The 17,791-nt window shown below is 67.9% G+C and carries 15 protein-coding genes; 12 read left to right on the top strand and 3 right to left on the bottom strand.

Annotated elements, in window-relative coordinates:
• Positions 1-279: 279 nt before the first annotated feature.
• From dnaK to ACFWF1_RS00790, 5 genes are all read left to right on the top strand, one after another.
• Positions 280-2,127 carry a molecular chaperone DnaK gene (dnaK, locus tag ACFWF1_RS00810; RefSeq protein WP_379284171.1) on the top strand — a complete coding sequence of 616 codons (1,848 nt, stop codon included), beginning with the start codon at positions 280-282 and terminating at the stop codon, positions 2,125-2,127.
• A complete protein-coding gene (grpE, locus tag ACFWF1_RS00805; protein ID WP_379284172.1) occupies positions 2,124-2,801 on the top strand; it encodes a nucleotide exchange factor GrpE in 678 nt (225 codons plus the stop codon). Before dnaK ends, grpE begins: the two co-directional genes overlap by 4 nt.
• A 26-nt stretch (positions 2,802-2,827) precedes the next feature.
• Complete coding sequence (dnaJ, locus tag ACFWF1_RS00800) at positions 2,828-3,988, top strand: molecular chaperone DnaJ (protein WP_379284173.1); 1,161 nt, start codon at positions 2,828-2,830, stop codon at positions 3,986-3,988.
• Positions 3,988-4,395 carry a heat shock protein transcriptional repressor HspR gene (locus ACFWF1_RS00795; RefSeq protein WP_379284174.1) on the top strand — a complete coding sequence of 136 codons (408 nt, stop codon included), beginning with the start codon at positions 3,988-3,990 and terminating at the stop codon, positions 4,393-4,395. The genes dnaJ and ACFWF1_RS00795 overlap by 1 nt, the downstream gene beginning before the upstream one ends.
• A 569-nt stretch (positions 4,396-4,964) precedes the next feature.
• Positions 4,965-6,134, top strand: coding sequence for a globin domain-containing protein (locus tag ACFWF1_RS00790; protein WP_379284175.1), 1,170 nt, complete (start codon positions 4,965-4,967; stop codon positions 6,132-6,134).
• Positions 6,135-6,230: 96 nt separating this feature from the next.
• Here ACFWF1_RS00790 and ACFWF1_RS00785 read toward each other — a convergent pair whose 3' ends face one another.
• The 3 genes from ACFWF1_RS00785 to ACFWF1_RS00775 all read right to left on the bottom strand — a co-directional run bounded on the left by ACFWF1_RS00785 (position 6,231) and on the right by ACFWF1_RS00775 (position 9,450).
• Positions 6,231-7,010, bottom strand: a complete 780-nt coding sequence (locus ACFWF1_RS00785; RefSeq protein ID WP_379284176.1) for an FAD-binding oxidoreductase — start codon at positions 7,008-7,010, stop codon at positions 6,231-6,233.
• Positions 7,011-7,024: 14 nt separating this feature from the next.
• Positions 7,025-8,185, bottom strand: coding sequence for an FAD-binding oxidoreductase (locus ACFWF1_RS00780; RefSeq protein ID WP_379284178.1), 1,161 nt, complete (start codon positions 8,183-8,185; stop codon positions 7,025-7,027).
• A 329-nt stretch (positions 8,186-8,514) separates the two neighbouring features.
• Positions 8,515-9,450, bottom strand: a complete 936-nt coding sequence (locus ACFWF1_RS00775; RefSeq protein WP_379284179.1) for an NADP-dependent oxidoreductase — start codon at positions 9,448-9,450, stop codon at positions 8,515-8,517.
• Between the two features lie 266 nt (positions 9,451-9,716).
• Here ACFWF1_RS00775 and clpB point away from each other — a divergent pair, with 266 nt between their 5' ends.
• The 7 genes from clpB to ACFWF1_RS00740 all read left to right on the top strand — a co-directional run bounded on the left by clpB (position 9,717) and on the right by ACFWF1_RS00740 (position 17,740).
• The gene (gene clpB, locus ACFWF1_RS00770; protein ID WP_379284180.1) at positions 9,717-12,272 is read left to right on the top strand and encodes an ATP-dependent chaperone ClpB; all 2,556 of its coding nucleotides are present in this window, start codon (positions 9,717-9,719) and stop codon (positions 12,270-12,272) included.
• A 179-nt stretch (positions 12,273-12,451) separates the two neighbouring features.
• Positions 12,452-13,255 carry a DUF5666 domain-containing protein gene (locus ACFWF1_RS00765; protein ID WP_379284181.1) on the top strand — a complete coding sequence of 268 codons (804 nt, stop codon included), beginning with the start codon at positions 12,452-12,454 and terminating at the stop codon, positions 13,253-13,255.
• Between the two features lie 76 nt (positions 13,256-13,331).
• Positions 13,332-14,495, top strand: coding sequence for a hypothetical protein (locus ACFWF1_RS00760; protein ID WP_379284182.1), 1,164 nt, complete (start codon positions 13,332-13,334; stop codon positions 14,493-14,495).
• Positions 14,496-14,541: 46 nt separating this feature from the next.
• Positions 14,542-15,354, top strand: a complete 813-nt coding sequence (locus ACFWF1_RS00755) for an SDR family NAD(P)-dependent oxidoreductase (RefSeq protein ID WP_379284184.1) — start codon at positions 14,542-14,544, stop codon at positions 15,352-15,354.
• Positions 15,355-15,356: 2 nt separating this feature from the next.
• Complete coding sequence (gene pyrE / locus ACFWF1_RS00750; RefSeq protein ID WP_379284185.1) at positions 15,357-15,938, top strand: orotate phosphoribosyltransferase; 582 nt, start codon at positions 15,357-15,359, stop codon at positions 15,936-15,938.
• Between the two features lie 44 nt (positions 15,939-15,982).
• Positions 15,983-17,041: a beta-ketoacyl-ACP synthase 3 gene (locus ACFWF1_RS00745; RefSeq protein WP_379284187.1), complete on the top strand. Its 1,059-nt coding sequence runs from the start codon at positions 15,983-15,985 to the stop codon at positions 17,039-17,041.
• 3 nt (positions 17,042-17,044) lie between these two features.
• Positions 17,045-17,740, top strand: coding sequence for a lysoplasmalogenase (locus tag ACFWF1_RS00740; protein WP_379284188.1), 696 nt, complete (start codon positions 17,045-17,047; stop codon positions 17,738-17,740).
• The last annotated feature ends 51 nt before the right edge of the window (positions 17,741-17,791 follow it).

Below are 17,791 nucleotides of genomic sequence, written 5' to 3'. Positions count from 1 at the left end.
GACGAGAATCGCGAACGGACGAAATTGGGGTCGGCGTTCGGGAATGATCCTCGTCGGTCGGCCGTTGAGCTATTCGACAGTGTTGAGTGTGTCGGACTCAAGTTTGAGTTGACTCCCGGTGATAATTGGGGGCAGGATTGAGCCGACCACGCTCAGCGTTGCTGGGACCGTGCTCCGTCAGGTGCTGGGGCGAGGTCTCACGGCACAGGGCGACCTGGCCGTAGGGCGACACTTGCCCAGCACCGACACCAGTAAGTACGTCAAATAGGAGGAACAACAATGGCTCGTGCGGTCGGAATCGACCTCGGGACCACGAACTCGGTCGTCGCCGTACTCGAAGGCGGAGAACCGGTCGTCGTCGCCAACTCGGAAGGATCGCGCACCACCCCGTCGATCGTCGCCTTCGCGAAGAACGGCGAGGTGCTGGTCGGCCAGCCGGCCAAGAACCAGGCCGTCACCAACGTCGACCGCACCATCCGCTCGGTCAAGCGCCACATCGGCACCGACTGGACCGTCGAGATCGATGGCAAGAAGTACACCCCGCAGGAGATCAGCGCGCGCACGCTCATGAAGCTGAAGCGCGACGCGGAGGCCTACCTCGGTGAGGAGATCACCGACGCGGTCATCACCGTGCCGGCGTACTTCGAGGACGCCCAGCGGCAGGCCACCAAGGAAGCCGGCCAGATCGCCGGCCTGAACGTGCTGCGCATCGTCAACGAGCCCACCGCGGCCGCGCTGGCGTACGGCCTGGACAAGGGCGACAAGGAACAGACCATCCTGGTCTTCGACCTCGGTGGCGGCACCTTCGACGTCTCGCTGCTGGAAATCGGCGAGGGCGTCGTCGAGGTCCGCGCGACCTCCGGTGACAACCACCTCGGTGGCGACGACTGGGACGAGCGCGTGGTGACCTGGCTGGTCGACAAGTTCAAGGCCAGTGCGGGCATCGACCTGACCAAGGACAAGATGGCGCTGCAGCGGCTGCGTGAGGCCGCCGAGAAGGCGAAGATCGAGCTCAGCTCCTCGCAGAGCACCTCGATCAACCTGCCCTACATCACCGTCGACGCGGACAAGAACCCGCTGTTCCTCGACGAGCAGCTGACTCGCGCCGAGTTCCAGAAGATCACCTCGGACCTGCTCGACCGCACCCGTGCGCCGTTCCAGTCCGTGATCAAGGACGCGGGCATCAATGTCGCCGATATCGACCACGTCGTGCTCGTCGGTGGCTCCACCCGCATGCCCGCCGTCTCCGAGCTGGTCAAGGAACTGACCGGCGGCCGTGAGCCGAACAAGGGCGTGAACCCGGACGAGGTCGTCGCCGTCGGCGCCGCGCTGCAGGCCGGTGTGCTCAAGGGTGAGGTCAAGGACGTCCTGCTGCTCGATGTGACCCCGCTGTCGCTGGGCATCGAGACCAAGGGTGGCGTGATGACCAAGCTCATCGAGCGCAACACCACCATCCCGACCAAGCGCTCGGAAACCTTCACCACGGCCGACGACAACCAGCCTTCGGTGCAGATCCAGGTGTTCCAGGGTGAGCGCGAGATCGCCTCGCACAACAAGCTGCTCGGCTCGTTCGAGCTGACCGGCATCCCGCCGGCCCCGCGCGGCGTGCCGCAGATCGAGGTCACCTTCGACATCGACGCCAACGGCATCGTGCACGTGACCGCGAAGGACAAGGGCACCGGCAAAGAGAACACGATCAAGATCCAGGACGGCTCCGGCCTGTCCAAGGAGGAGATCGACCGGATGGTGAAGGACGCCGAGCAGCACGCGTCCGAGGACAAGGCCCGCCGCGAGGAGGCCGAGACCCGCAACCAGGCCGAGTCGCTGGTGCACCAGACCGAGAAGTTCATCAAGGAGAACGAGGACAAGGTCCCCGCGGACATCAAGTCCAAGGTGGAGGCGGCCATCGCCGAGGCGAACGAGGCGCTCAAGGGCACCGACATCGCCGCGGTCAAGGCGGCCGTGGAGAAGCTGGCGACCGAGTCGCAGGCGCTCGGCCAGGCCATCTACGAGTCGTCGGCCAACGAGTCGGCCGCGTCCAGCAATGGCTCCTCGGCGACCGACGCCGATGACGAGGTCGTCGACGCCGAGGTTGTCGACGAGCCGGTGGACACGGAGAAGAAGTGACCCACGGCAACAATTCGGAGCAGCGCAACTCCGAGCAAGAGCCGATCACCTTCGTGGACAATCGCAAGATCGACCCGGAGACCGGTGAGGTTCGCGAGCCGGCGGCGCAAGACGCCGCCGGCTCCGGCCAGGACGCCGGGAACGGCACCGAGTCCATCATCGGTACCGCGCAGGGGGCCGAGCTGCTGGCCGACGCCATCAGCAAGGAACTCGCCGAGCGCACCGCCGACCTGCAGCGGCTGACCGCGGAGTACGCCAACTACCGGCGCCGCGTCGAACGCGATCGCAAGACCGCGATCGACACCGCCAAGTCCGCCGTGGTCACCGAATTGCTCGGCGTGCTCGACGATCTCGATCGGGCCAGGGCGCACGGTGACCTGGACAACGGACCGCTCAAGTCGGTGGCCGACAAGCTGGCCACCGCGCTGCACAAGCAGGGGCTCGAGGAATTCGGTTCGGCGGGTGAGCCTTTCGACCCGACCCTGCACGAGGCCGTGCAGCACGAGGGCTCCGGGCACGACCCGGTGATCGGCATCGTGATGCGCAAGGGCTATCGGTTCGGCGATCGGGTGCTTCGGCACGCGCTGGTCGGGGTAACCGATGGCGTGGCCGATGCGGCCGGCACCGATCCGAGCGAGGCATCGGACGCTGATGCCGGCGCGAACAAACAGTAATAAGACGCGAGAGGAGGAGATATCCGGTGAGTCAACGGGAGTGGATCGAAAAGGACTTCTATAAGGAACTGGGTGTCTCCTCCGGCGCCTCGCAGGACGAGATCAAGAAGGCGTACCGCAAGCTGGCACGCGATCTGCATCCGGACGCCAATCCCGGTGATACCAAGGCCGAGGAGCGGTTCAAGACCGTCAGCGAAGCCCACGCGGTGCTGTCGGATCCGGCCAAGCGCAAGGAGTACGACGAGACCCGCAAGCTGTTCGCGGGCGGCGGCTATCCACGCGGCGGCGGGTTCACTCCCGGTGCGCCGGGCGGCTTTTCGCAGGACTTCAACATCGGTGACATCTTCGGCGGCGCGAACGCCGGCGACGGTGGCCTCGGTGACCTGCTCGGCGGCCTGTTCAACCGGGGCGGCCAGCGCACGACGAGCCGGCCGCGCCGCGGGGCCGATGTGGAGACCGAGACGACCCTCGGGTTCCGCGAGGCCGCGCAGGGCGTCACGGTTCCGCTGCGGATGACCAGTCCGTCGCCGTGTACCACGTGTCACGGCAGCGGCGCCAAGCCCGGCACCAGCCCGCGGGTCTGCCCGCACTGCAACGGCACCGGCATCATCAGCCGCAACCAGGGCGCGTTCGGCTTCAGCGAGCCGTGCGATGACTGCCGGGGCACCGGCTCGATCATCGACGACCCGTGCGTCGACTGCCACGGCAGCGGCATCCAGAACCGCACGCGCACCATCACGGTGCGGATTCCCCCGGGGGTCAGTGACGGACAACGGATTCGGCTGGCCGGTCAGGGCGAGGCGGGCCTGCGCGGCGCGCCGTCGGGCGACCTGTTCGTCAGCGTGCACGTCAGCCAGGACAAGGTCTTCGGCCGCAACGGCGACGACCTGACCCTGGTGCTGCCGGTCAGCTACAGCGAATTGGTGCTCGGTACCACGGTGTCCGTGCCCACCCTGGAGGGGCGGGTCGGCGTCAAGGTGCCGCCGGGCACCGCGGACGGCCGCATCCTGCGGGTGCGCGGTCGTGGCGTGCCCAAGCGCGGCGGCGGCGCCGGTGACCTGCTGGTCACCGTCAAGGTCGCGGTGCCACAGAAGCTGGACGACAATGCGGCCGAGGCGCTTCGGCGTTTCGCGGAGGCGGAGAAGGCCAGCGGCTTCGACCCACGGGCAGGATGGGCAGGTGCTTGATGTCCAATGATCCGAAGCAGGCGGGCGGCGGTTCGTCGCGCGTCGAGTTCTTCATGATCTCGGTGGCGGCCCAGCTGGCGGGCATGCACGCGCAGACCCTGCGCACGTATGACCGTCTGGGACTGGTTACGCCACAACGGACTTCGGGCGGCGGGCGACGCTACTCGACCAGGGACGTCGAGCTGTTGCGCGAGGTGCAGCGGCTGTCTCAGGACGAGGGCGTCAACCTGGCGGGCATCAAACGCATCATCGAACTCACCAATCAGGTCGAGGAATTGCAGCAGCGCGTCGCCGAACTATCGGCCGAGCTGGATCGGTTGCGAGCGGGCTATCGGCCCGATCTTTCGCCGCCGCAACGCAGTACCGCACTGGTGGTGTGGCAACCGCGTAATCGCCGTGGTATTTGAGCGAACAACAGTGCCGCAACAATACTGAATACGGCTAGCTAACTATCGGGCCGCGGGCCTCGGCATATTGATCATGCGCCGAGGTCAGCGGCCCGAAGTCATGCCGCACTCGGCATTTCGGAGGTTAGCCAACGGTAAGCCGAGACTCGGTGTGCGACAGCGCATCAGGTCGGCCGTTTTCGGTCGATAGCCGACTGGTCAGTTTCATCGGGAGCCCCGGTGGCGTGGCGTGCGGCACGGCCCGACTCAGTCGGTCGGGTGTCCAGTGGTGTTGCCGCACGGTCGCTCTGAGATCGCCATCGAAGCGAAGACTGCATAACGAGTCTTGCAAATTCGGTGTATCCGTGACCGATTTCATCCAGTTTTTGCGGTCTGCCAGTCTGTTTCATGAGTGTTTTACGCCGGGTGTCCTCGTTTCCGAGGAATTACACGCTTGTTGTTTAAACGGAGGATTCCGCTCCTGGCAAACCTCGCCTACACTCCTTGGCAACGGCTGCTGACGAGTGTCCCGCAGCACCTCACTCGCCGGCACAGTTTGTGTTCGAGTGCGAAATGGGGTTGTGACACAAATGGATTCGCGGACTGTCGCTTTGATCAGAACGACGTTCAAGGCGGTTGCTGCGGAGGAAGGGGGGCCGGAGAAATTAGCGAGATCGTTCTACGCGATCCTATTCACCGACTACCCCCAAGTCCGCGATTTCTTTCCAGCAGCCATGGACGCACAGCGAGACCGCCTGGTCAAGGCCATCGCCTATGCCCTGGATCGGCTCGAGGAGCCGAACAAGCTGTTGCCCTTCCTTTCTCAGCTCGGTCGTGATCACCGCAAATACGGTGTGCAGCCCGCGCATTACACGGCGGTCGCGGTCTCGCTGAAGACCGCGATGCAGGTGTACGCGGGCACCGAGATGTGGACCGACGAGGTCGACCGGGCCTGGGACGAGGGCCTGAAGATCATCGGCGAGACCATGATCGGCGCGGCGGAGAAGGAAACCACGCCACCGGTCTGGACCGGCACCGTGATGGAACGCCGCAACGTGCTGCGTAATCTCACCGTGCTGCGGTTGCAACTGGACCAGCCGATGCAATACGCCGCCGGTCAATACCTGAGCGTGCAGATACCGGCCCGGCCGCGGATGTGGCGCTACATGTCGCCCGCCGTGCCCGCGAATGCCAACGGGGAGATCGAGTTCCACGTCCGCGGCGTGCTCGGCGGCTGGGTCAGCTCGGCCATCGTCGGCCAGACCGCGGTCGGCGACCAGTGGCTGCTCGGCTCGCCGCTCGGCGGCCTCGGCATTCCGCGCAACACCAAGCGCAAGATGCTGATGGTCGGCTGCGGCACCGGCATCGCGCCGCTGCGCGCCCAGCTGATGGCGATGGCACAGCGGCGCACCAACCCGAAGGTGCACCTGTTCGTCGGCGGCCACCATCCGTGCGACCTCTACGACCTGGACACACTGAACAGCCTGGCCGTCAGCAACCGCTGGCTGACCGTCACACCGGTCACCGAACACGACGAAAACCCTTGGTGGTACACCGAATCCGGTGAACTGTCGCCCGCGCACGCGGGCCTGGAGCCGCGGCTGACCGGCCAGATCGGCAAGGTGGTCGCCAGCTTCGGCGCCTGGGCCGACCGGGACGTGCAGATCGTCGGCTCCCCATCGATGGTGCAGACCACCAAGTTCCGCATGATGGCCGCGGGGACGCTCACCAAGAACATCCGCCACGACCCGCTGTTCTGACCGGCCGTCCGGGATTTCGACCCCTCCCGTTATCCCGGGCTCAGTCGGAATCCGGTCGCGCCCAGTTCCGCGGCCGGATTCCGGCAGGGCAGGCGATCACACGCCCTCGAACTGAATCCGCTCCGCCGGAGTTCCGGTGGCGAGCAGGCGATCCACCGTGGCATTGACCATGGCGGGGGAGCCGCACACCAGCACCTGATGGTTGTCGAACGCGCCGTGCGAGCCGACCACCTCGGCGAGCGTGCCGAAGAGCATCTCGTCCAGCGGGAAGCCGATCTTCACCCGGCTGCGCTCGTACCACTCGTCTTCCCAGCTCGGGTCGTCCGGGCTCTCCACCACGGGAATGACCGTGAGCCACGGCAATTCACCGGCCAGCAGGTACAGCATGTCCGAGGCGTACAGGTCGCGCGGGGTGTGCCCGCCGAAGAACAGATAGGTGTGCGGCGGCTCCGGCTCGCGCGCCAGGTCCAGAATCTGCGCCCGCAGCGGGGCCAGGCCGGTGCCGCCCGCGATCATCACCACCTCATCGCCCGCCGGATCGATCGCGAACCTGCCGAACGGCGCACGGATCTGCCATTCGTCGCCGGGGCGGGTGTCGGCCACGATCGAACCGCTGCACCAGCCGCCGGGCACCGTGCGCACATGGAACTCCAGCTTGCCGTCCAGCGACGGCGGCAGCGCCGGGGACAGCCTGCGCCGCATGCTCGGCTGCTGCGGCACGGTCACCTCGACGGACTGGCCCGCGAGGAACGGGACGAACTCGCCGATCAGGCGAATCACCGCCAGGTCGTGGCGGATTCGATGGTGCCCGACGACCGTAGCGGTCCACTCGGTCTGCAGGGGTGCGCCATTACCGAGCGCACTGGGGTCCCCCATGGGGGCCTCCTTCGTCACACAGGGTCGGAGCTGATGATGTGCTCCGGAGTTCCGACCGCGATCAACGCGCGCCGGGTGTCCGCGATCATCTTCGCCGACCCGGCGATCTGGATCTGCCGGTCCGCCCAGGCGCCGAAGCTCGCGACCACCGCGCCCAGGTTACCGATCAGCCGCCGGTGCATGCCGTACGGCTCTTCCTGCGGCGGATGCGGATACCACCACGGATTGGTCTTCTGTTCGCAGACCGGGACGATGGTGAGCCACGGATTGCTCTGCGAGAGCTGCCACATGTTCTCCACGTCGTAGAGATCGCAGGGGTAGCGGCCGCCGATGAAGAAGTGCACCCGCGGGTTGATGCCGCGCTGCCCCATCTCGATCAGCTGGGCACGCAGCGGGGCGATGCCGGTGCCCGCGCCGATCAGCAGCACGTCGCGGCCGCTGTCCCGGTCCACGTGCAGCCCGCCGAGCGGCCCGGCGATCTGCCAGCGGTCGCCGACCCTGGTCTCGTTCACGATGGCCGGGCTCACCCAGCCGCCGCGGATCTTGCGGACGTGGAACTCGATCTCGCCGTACGGGTTGGCCGGGATCGCGGGCGAGAAGTAGCGCCACATCTTCGGCCGCTGCGGCACGGTGAGCGGCACGTACTGGCCGGCCTGATAGGGGATCGGGCTCTCCGATTGCAACCGCACGATGGCCAGGTCCTCGAGCACCCGGCGATGACCGACCACGGTCGCCTCCCAGTACGGCTGGGACTTGTCGGAGTTCGCGCCGATGGCCATGGACGCCGAGATCAGGATGGTGATGTCGCGCCAGCCCTCCTCCAGCCCGCGATGCCAGGTCCCGATGCCGTTGTACGCGCGGAACGCCGAAAGCAAGGCCCGGCCCGCGGCGTCGTAGTGCGCCGCGTCGACTCCGTATTTGCGATGGTCACGGGCCAACTGCTCCAGGAACTTCTGCGCCCGCCCCCAGTCCTCGAGGTGATCGAGCACGTACTGGATGGCGGTGACGATCCGCTTTGCCTGCATTTCCATCGCAGGCGGGAACAGTTCACGCAGTTGCGGGTTCTCGGCGAACAAATGACCGTAGAACGCACTGACCAACCGTTCGGGTCCGTGCGGTGACTCGATCACCGAACGGAAGTTGGCGCGGACCAGCGCAGCCGAACGCGCATCCACGACGCGAAGCTTCCTTTCCCTCAGTTCTGCCCGGGGACGTATCCGTAACCGGCCGTCCTCGCGATCAGTATCCCTGAAAAAGCCGTGGTCGTGTTGGTATGCACAACCTGCTTGTGACGACGCCTCGTCGGCGCTCGGCTAGGGCGCGAGCCTGTCATGTCCACAGGGCTTGCTCACCGGCGCTCGCGCGGCATGCGCCGCGCGGGTGGGATACGGCCTCGCTGGAGCTTCGGCCGCTGCTGACAGGTTATCTGTCGGATTGCCCGGCCCGTTCGGGCAGGGTGTTTACCGAGGGCGTTTGGTCGGCTGGTTACCGGGCAGCGTGCAGGCTAGATGGTGAGGACCGTTTTGCCGCGGGCGCCCGCCGCGCCGATGGCCTTGGTGCCGTCGGCGAGCGGGATGGTGGCGTCGATCGGGACCACTACGTCGCCTTCGGCCACTCGATCCAGTAGTCGGGCCAATTCCGGTGCGCCGCCGCTGGATTGGATGTTGCCGCCGCGGATGCCTCTGGTGCGCAGGGCGTCTTCGTCGGCGGACCAGATGGTGGAGTAGACGGTACCGCCGTCGCGGACCAGGGTGGTCAGGTCGGCGAGGACCTCGGGCGGGCTCACCAGGTCGTAGAGGACGTCGACGCCGTCGGGGTGGGCGGCGGCGACCTGGTCGCGCACGGGCCCCGCGGTGTAGTCGACGGTTTCGGCGGCGCCGAGCCGGGTCATCTGGTCGGCGACCTCGCCGCGGGCGGTGGCGATGACGTCGGCGCCCGCCATGTTCGCGAGTTGGACCAGGAAGGAGCCGACGCCGCCGGTGGCGCCGACGATCAGCACGGTCTGGCCGGGCTCGATCTTGGTGGCGTCCACCATGTCCTGGGCGGTGACGCCCGCGGTGGGCAGTGCCGCGGCCGCGACGGTCGGCACGCCCTCGGGGATATGCACCAGCGTGCCGCCCTCGGGAATGACCGCGTATTCGGCGAAGGAGCCGTGGCCGGCCGGTGGGGTCAGGAACTTGCCGACCACCCGGTCGCCGACGGCGAAGTGGCCGACGCCGGGGCCGACGGTGGCGATCGTGCCCGCGCCGTCCACCCCGAGGATCATCGGAAAGTCGTGCGGCAGCTTGCCGTCCAGTATCCCGTCGGCCATTTTCGCGTCGAACGGGTTGACGCCTGCCGCCTCGAGCTGCACCCGCACCGCGCCCGGTCCGGGCTCGGGGACCGGCATGTCGGTCAACTCGGGTGCGGCTCCGAACTTCCGTACGACGATCGCGCGCATCCATTCGCTCCTTGAATCGGGCTGAAGAGTGATGCATCAACTAACGACAAAGGTCATCGTATGCATCCATACCGCATGGACGCTGTGATTCGCGGCATTGGCAGGGTGTCGCGGCGGTACCGTGCAGACGCGGCGAAAATTTCTAAACTTGAGCGGAACAGACTCAACCTTTCCCACGTTGGATGGAGAGAACGGCGCGGAGCCGCGCGAGATTCGTGCGGATCAGGCTTCGGCGCCAGCACAATCGACCAGTAGGAAGGTGACTCGTGGACTCGTTCAATCCCACCACCAAGACCCAGGCGGCCCTGACCGCCGCGCTGCAGGCGGCCTCCGCCGCGGGCAACCCGGAGATCCGGCCTGCCCACTTGCTGGTGGCGTTGCTTGATCAAACCGACGGCATCGCCGCCCCGCTGCTCAAGGCGGTCGGCGTCGACCCGGCGACGGTGCGGCGCGAGGCCCAGGACATCGTGGACCGGCTGCCCAGCGCGACCGGCGCGACCACGACTCCGCAACTCGGCCGCGAGGCCCTGGCCGCGATCACCGCGGCCCAGCGCCTGGCCACCGAGCTGGGCGACGAGTACGTCTCCACCGAGCACGTCATGGTCGGCCTCGCCGCCGGCGACTCGGATGTGACGATGCTGCTGAAGAAGTACGGCGCGAGTGCCGACGCGCTGCGTGAGGCGTTCACCGCCGTGCGCGGCAGCGCCAGGGTGACCAGCCCCGATCCCGAGGGCAGCTACCAGGCGCTGGAGAAGTACTCCACCAACCTCACCGAGGCCGCCCGGGCGGGCAAGCTCGACCCGGTGATCGGCCGGGACACCGAGATCCGGCGTGTGGTCCAGGTGTTGAGCCGCCGCACCAAGAACAACCCGGTGCTGATCGGCGAGCCCGGCGTCGGCAAGACCGCGATCGTGGAGGGCCTGGCCCAGCGCATCGTGGCCGGTGACGTGCCGGAGTCGTTGCGCGGCAAGTCCGTGGTGTCGCTCGACCTCGGCGCGATGGTCGCGGGCGCGAAGTATCGCGGCGAGTTCGAGGAGCGGCTCAAGGCCGTGCTCGAGGACATCAAAAACAGTGCGGGACAGATCATCACGTTCATCGATGAGCTGCACACCATCGTCGGCGCCGGTGCCACCGGCGAGTCCGCGATGGACGCGGGCAACATGATCAAGCCGATGCTGGCCCGCGGCGAGCTCCGCCTGGTCGGTGCGACCACGCTGGACGAGTACCGCAAGCACATCGAGAAGGACGCCGCTCTGGAGCGCCGCTTCCAGCAGGTGCTGGTCGGCGAGCCGTCGGTGGAGGACACCATCGGCATCCTGCGCGGCATCAAGGAGCGCTACGAGGTGCACCACGGCGTGCGCATCACCGACTCCGCGCTGGTGGCCGCCGCCACCCTCAGCGACCGCTACATCACCTCCCGGTTCCTGCCGGACAAGGCGATCGACCTGGTCGACGAGTCGGCGTCGCGGCTGCGGATGGAAATCGACTCGCGCCCAGTGGAAATCGACGAGGTCGAACGCGCGGTGCGGCGCCTGGAGATCGAAGAGGTCGCGCTGAGCAAGGAGACCGACGAGGCCTCCAAGCAGCGACTGGAGAAGCTGCGCTCGGAACTCGCGGACGACCGGGAGAAGCTGAACCAGCTGATGACCCGCTGGCAGAACGAGAAGAGCGCCATCGATCAGGTCCGCGTCCTCAAGGAGGAGCTGGAGTCGCTGCGCGGCGAGTCCGAACGGGCCGAGCGCGACGGTGATCTGGGCAAGGCCGCCGAGCTGCGCTACGGCACCATCCCGGCGCTGGAGAAGAAACTCGTCGAGGCCGAAAAGGTCTCCGGCACAGCGGCCGACGGCGAAGTGATGCTCAAGGAAGAGGTCGGCCCCGACGACATCGCCGAGGTGGTGTCGGCCTGGACCGGTATCCAGGTGGGCAGGCTGCTCGAGGGCGAGAGCCAGAAGCTGCTGCGGATGGAGCAGGAACTCGGCAGGCGGGTGGTCGGCCAGACCGAGGCGGTGCAGGCGGTGTCCGACGCGGTGCGCCGGGCGCGCGCCGGTGTCGCGGACCCGAACCGGCCGACCGGCTCGTTCATGTTCGTCGGCCCGACCGGTGTCGGTAAGACGGAGCTGGCAAAGGCGTTGGCGGACTTCCTGTTCGACGACGAGCGCGCCATGGTCCGGATCGACATGAGCGAGTACAGCGAGAAGCACTCGGTGGCGCGCCTGGTCGGTGCCCCGCCCGGCTATGTCGGCTACGACCAGGGTGGTCAGCTCACCGAGGCGGTGCGGCGCAGGCCGTACACCGTGGTGCTGTTCGACGAGATCGAGAAGGCGCACCCGGATGTGTTCGACATCCTGCTGGCCGTGCTCGACGAGGGACGGCTCACCGACGGCCAGGGCCGCACGGTGGACTTCCGCAACACCATCCTCATCCTGACCTCCAATCTCGGTGCGGGTGGCGATCGCGACCTGGTGATGAACGCGGTGCGTTCGGCGTTCAAGCCGGAGTTCCTCAACCGCCTCGACGACGTGGTGATGTTCCACGGGCTGGACGAGGAGCAGTTGGAGCACATCGTCGACATCCAGCTCGACCAGCTGCAGAGGCGGCTGTCGCAGCGCAGGCTGAAGCTGGACGTGAGCGACTCGGCCCGGTTCTGGCTGGCCGTGCGCGGCTACGACCCGGTCTACGGCGCGCGGCCGCTGCGCAGGCTGATCCAGCAGTCGATCGGTGACACCCTCGCCAAAGAGCTACTGGCGGGCGAGGTTACCGACGGCGACGTGGTGAAGGTGACGGTCACGCCCGATGGTGACGGGCTCATCGTCGGCAAGTAAGGAACAGCAGTGAGTCGGCGGTCGATGCCTACGGGTATCGACCGCCGACTTGTCGAATGGGGCGACACCCCCGACCGCGACGGGCAGTACAGCCGCCGGAGCAGGGCCCATCTGGCGCGTCACGACTTCAGATCGCGCAAGACCGGAGCGAACGCGACGGAACGCCTAACCTGGAACCCATGACCAACCCGAACGATCCGTGGGGGCAGCGGCCGGCGGAGGCACCGACCGAGCACCTGGGCGGCAAGTCCGGGTTCGAGCAGCCGCTGCACACCACGGAGTACGCCGAGGCGTACGGGACCGGCGCACCCTCGGCATATCCGGCGACCGAACAGTTCGAGCCGTGGGCACCGCCGCCACCGAACGCCACCCGCGAGTTCCCGCCGCATGACAACCAATGGGGCGCTTACGAAAGCACTTACGGCGATCAGTGGGCGGGCGCCGCGCAGCAGCCCGGCGGTCCCGTCCCGCCCGGCGGCATGCCGCCCGCGGACCTGCCGCCGGAACCGCCGCGGCGGCGCAACACCGGGTTGTGGATCGCGCTCATCCTCGGGATCGTCGCGCTGGTCGCGGTGCTCGGCATCGTCGGCGGAGTGGTGTTCGCCAACAAGAATTCGTCGTCGACCAGCGCCGCGAGCACCTCGACCGTCCCGACCGCGAGCCGTCCGCTGCCCGGATCGCCGCGCCCCACACCGAGCGGGCTGCCCGGCGTGCCCGGCCTCGGCGGCGGCATCGACAATCTCGGCGCGACGATGGGCACCATCACCGCCAACGACGGCGGCACGCTCACCGTCAGCACCCTGCTCGGCGCCACGACCACCGTGCACACCGACGCCAAGACGCAGGTGATCTCGATGTCGGGCACCAAGGTCTCCGATCTGCCCGTCGGCGACATCGTGTTGATCCAGGGTGACAAGGCCGCGGACGGATCGATTCAGGCCAAGGTCATCATCAGCACCGCGCTGCCCGGCGGCGGAAGATGAACGACCGCTGCTTCGCTCGGGCCGGCTCGGGCTGTCGACGGACGTTGTCCGTCCGCGCCCATTAAGCTGGACACCGATGACGGCAATGTGGTTCGGCTTGGCGGCGATCGCACTCGTGGGTGCGATCGTGCTGCTGTATTTCGATCGGATCCAGCGACAGCGGACCGGTCACGCGCGGCAGGTCTGGGCGAAATCCCAGGGCTACACGTATGTGTCGGTGGAGCCCGCGCTCCCCTCGACCTGGCGGCGCGGCGCGCTGGCCAAGCTCGGCTACCTCTCGGCGGTCGATGTGGTGTCCGGCATTCGCAAGGGTGAGAAGTTCGTGCTCTTCGATCTGGAGGACTCCGCGACGCTGATCGCGGTGCGCCGCCAGATCGGCTCGGACATCGATGTCGACATGCGGCTCAAGACCGCGTCGCCGCCGAAGGACGCCGATCTCGAACTGCTCGGCGCGATCGGCGATCGGGTGGTGTTCGCCACCAACCCGGAAATCGCCAGGCACGCCGTCGATCAGCGGATGGTGGCGTTCATCGAGACGCTGCCCGACACCGTGCAGATGCTCTGGAGCGAGGGCAACTGGACCCTCGGCATGTTGTCCGTCGGCACCTCCTCGCGCGAGTGGGAGACCTCGATCGACGCGGTACTGCGCCTGTCCGGGCTGCTGCACGTGCTGCCGCCGGTCAGCGAGCCGCGCTTCGACAACGGCGGGCACGATCCGGGCCGCCCGCGTCCGCGCGGCAGGCAGCGGCCGGAGGAGGCCGCGGCCGAGGAGCTCGACGAGCCGCTCGGCGGTGCCAGGGTGCAGCCGCCGCGGCTGCGCAAGGACGAGGAGTTCGACGAGGCGCCGTTCGTCGAACAGGACTACGACGAGGACCGCGCCCCGCTGTCCGCACCCGAGGATCCGGAGCCGCCGCGCCGCCCGTCGCTGGCCGTGGTGCCGGACGCGCGGGCCCGGGTCCGCGAGGACCGCAGGACCGCCGACGAGTGGACCCCCGAGCGCCGCGACGAATGGTCGCCGGAACCGCGCGACGAATGGTCGCCCGAGGCGCGGGACCAGCGCACGCCCGAGCCGCGCGACACGTGGGCGCCGGCGCAGCGAGACGAACTCCCCGCCGACGACGACTGGGCCGGCGAGCCCGGCCGTCGCCCGGCGGCGCGCGAGGAGGACGCCGCGGCCGAACCGCCCGGCGGCCCGTTCCATCCCGGCTTCCGTCCGTACCAGGGACCTGTGCCGCAGTGATCGGCTCGGCCCGCGTCCGCGCGGTTCTCCGGCCGATCGAGCGCAGGTGACCGAACACCCCGCGGTCACCCGGCTGCCCGGCGCTACCCGTCCCGTGGCGTTGATCACCGGACCGACCTCCGGCATCGGTCACGGCTACGCGATGCGCCTCGCCTCGCTCGGCTACGACCTGGTGCTGGTCGCCCGCGATCAGGAGCGGCTGGCCACCCTCGCCGCGGCGCTCGAGCATCGTTTCGGCACCCGCTGCGAGGTGCTCGTCACCGATCTGACGCAGCGGGCCGACCGGAACCGGGTGGCGGCCCGGCTGGCCGAAGGCGTCGAATTCCTGGTCAACAACGCGGGATTCGCGCACTCGGCGGAGTTCTGGGCGCTCTCGCCCGAGCAGCTGCAGGACGAGGTGGACGTCAACATCACCGCGGTGGTGCAGTTCACCCGCGCGGCGCTGCCGTCTATGATCGCCGCGGCCAAGGGTTCGGTCGTCAATCTGGCCAGCGTGGCGGGGGTGATCCCCGGACGGGGCTCGACGTATTCGGCGGCCAAGGCCTACGTCGTATCCTTCACGGAAGGGTTGGCAGGTGGACTGGCCGGAACAGGTGTCCGGGTCCAGGCCCTGTGCCCGGGATTCGTGCACACCGAATTCCATGAGCGAGCCGGTATCGATGCGTCGTCGCTGCCGAAAGCCTTGTGGCTGAGTGTGGACCAGGTAGTTGCCGGTTCCCTGCGTGATCTGGAGAAGGACCGGGTGCTCAGTGTGCCCGGTGTGCAGTACAAAACGCTTACCACCGTCGCCGGGATGATCCCGCGAGCCCTGGCGGCCCGACTGAATCGCGGCTTGTTCAACACACGCGGAAGGACTTAGGAATGATCGACGAGGCAACCACGAACGAGTCGGCGCTCGGCATCGCAGCCGGTGCCGACCGAGACAGATTGGCGGCGCTGGTGCGCGAGCTCGCCGTCGTGCACGGCAGAGTCACCCTGTCCTCGGGCAAAGAGGCCGACTACTACGTCGACCTGCGCCGCGCGACGCTGCACCACAGCGCGGGACCGCTGATCGGCAAGCTGCTGCGCGAGCTGGTCGCGGACTGGGATTTCGACGCGGTCGGCGGGCTCACCATGGGTGCCGATCCGGTCGCCTTCGCCGTGATGCACGCGGCGGGCCGCCCGATCAACGCCTTCGTGGTGCGCAAGGCGGCGAAGGCGCACGGCATGCAGCGCCAGATCGAGGGCCCGGACATCGTCGGCAAGCGGGTGCTCGTCGTCGAGGACACCACGACCACCGGAAACTCCCCGCTCACGGCGGTGCGCGCGCTGCGTGACGCGGGCGCGACCGTGGTCGGTGTCGCTACCGTCGTCGACCGGGAGACCGGGGCCGACCAGGTGATCGCGGCCGAGGGGCTGGAGTATCGATCCATCCTCGGGCTGAAGGATTTGGCCCTCAGCTAGCCTGGACAGCGGTCTAGTTCTTCAAAGGTGAAGGGTCATCTCCAGTGGTGAGCATTGCAATCAACAAAAATCGCGACAATGTTGCGATGCTCGGTATCGGTGCCTATCGACCGCAGCGAATTGTCAGCAACGAGGAAGTGTGCAAGGTCCTCGATTCCACCCCGCAGTGGATCTTCGAGCGCACCGGCATCGAGAACCGGCGGTGGATCAGCGGCGACGAGACGTTGCAGTCGATCGCCGCGGCGGCCGGTGAGCGCGCGATCGTCAACAGCGGCATCGACCGATCCAAGATCGGCGCGCTGATCCTGGCCACCTCGAGCTGGCTCATGCTGACCCCGCACGGTGCCCCGTCCATCGCGCACGACCTCGGCATCAACGGGATCCCGGCGTTCGATCTGACGTCCGGGTGCGGCGGTTTCGGTTACGGCCTCGGCGTGGCCGCGGACCTGATCCGGGCCGGCTCGGCCGAGTACGTGCTGTTGATCGGCGCCGAGACGATGACCGTCGGACTCGACCCCACCGACCGCGGCACCGCGATGATCTTCGGTGACGGCGCGGGCGCGGTGGTGGTCGGGCCGAGCGCGGAGAACGGCATCTCGCCGACGGTCTGGGGCAGCGACGGCGAGAACGCGGGCGCCATCGCGCAGGACGTCAACTTCCTCGAATACATGGAGAAGGCGCAGGCCATGCAGGGCACCGACCCGGCGGTCGAGCCGATCGGCCGGATGTCGCTGCGGATGCAGGGCCCACGCGTGTTCCGTTGGGCCGCAGTCACTTTGCCGCGCGCGCTGTCCACCGCGCTGGAGCGGTCCGGGGTGGCGAAGGAAGACATCGAGGTCTTCGTCCCGCACCAGGCCAATGCCCGGATCAACGAGCTGATGAAGAAGAACCTCGGCCTGGCCGACGACATCCCGATGGCCAACGACATCGTGCAGACCGGCAACACCTCCGCCGCGTCGATCCCGCTGGCGATGGAGGAGATGCTGGTGACCGGCAAGGCGAAGGGCGGTCAGCTGGCGCTGCTGCTCGGCTTCGGCGCCGGACTCAGCTACGCGGGTCAGGTCGTCACGTTGCCGCCCAAGCCGGTCGAGCCGAGCTTCTGACCGATGCGGTGGTTCCGGGCCGGGTTTCTCGCCGCGGCCACTGTCACCGTCTATGCCGCCGTGATCGGTCGCGAGACGGTGCAGTGGATCGCGAAACCCTTGCTGATGCCGCTGCTGGCCGCCGACGTGGTCAGCAGCGGCACCGACATCGATCCCACGGATCGCGCCGTGCTGCTCGGCTCGCTCGGCGCCGCGACGCTCGGTGACATCCTGCTCATCGACCCGGACAACGACCGCCGCCTGATCGCCGGTGCGTCGTCGTTCGCGGTGATGCAGGCGGGGTATTCGGCGCTGTGGTTGCGCAAGGGCGCGCGTCCACGTGCCGAGGTGGCGCTGCCGCGACTGGGTGCCTGGCTCGGCGCGGCGGCCCTGCTCCGCGCGAAGGCGCCTGCCGTCGCCGCACCGTTGACCGCCTACGGCGCGACGCTGAGCATCGCGGGCGTGCTCGCCTCGGACCCCGCACTGGCGCCGGGCGCGAAATCCATTGCGGGCGTGAACATTCCCAACACCGACCCGCGCAGCCGACTAGGCATCGGTGCCCTACTGTTCACCATCTCCGACGGCCTGATCGTGCTCCGCCGCCTCTTCGCCCACACCGAACGCACCCGCCGGCTCACCGAGGGCGTCATCCTGGCCACCTACGCCGCCGCCCAGTCCCTGCTCGCCGACCCCGCCGCGCACCGGTCGCACCACTCTTGATTTCCGGCACCGGAAATCGCATGCGATTCCAGGTGCGACGAATCAGAACCG

The organism is Nocardia sp. NPDC060255, assembly GCF_042727395.1.
GTDB lineage: Bacteria > Actinomycetota > Actinomycetes > Mycobacteriales > Mycobacteriaceae > Nocardia.
The sequence above is the reverse complement of the archived record's forward strand: the minus strand, read 5'-3'. Positions and strand labels throughout refer to the sequence as shown.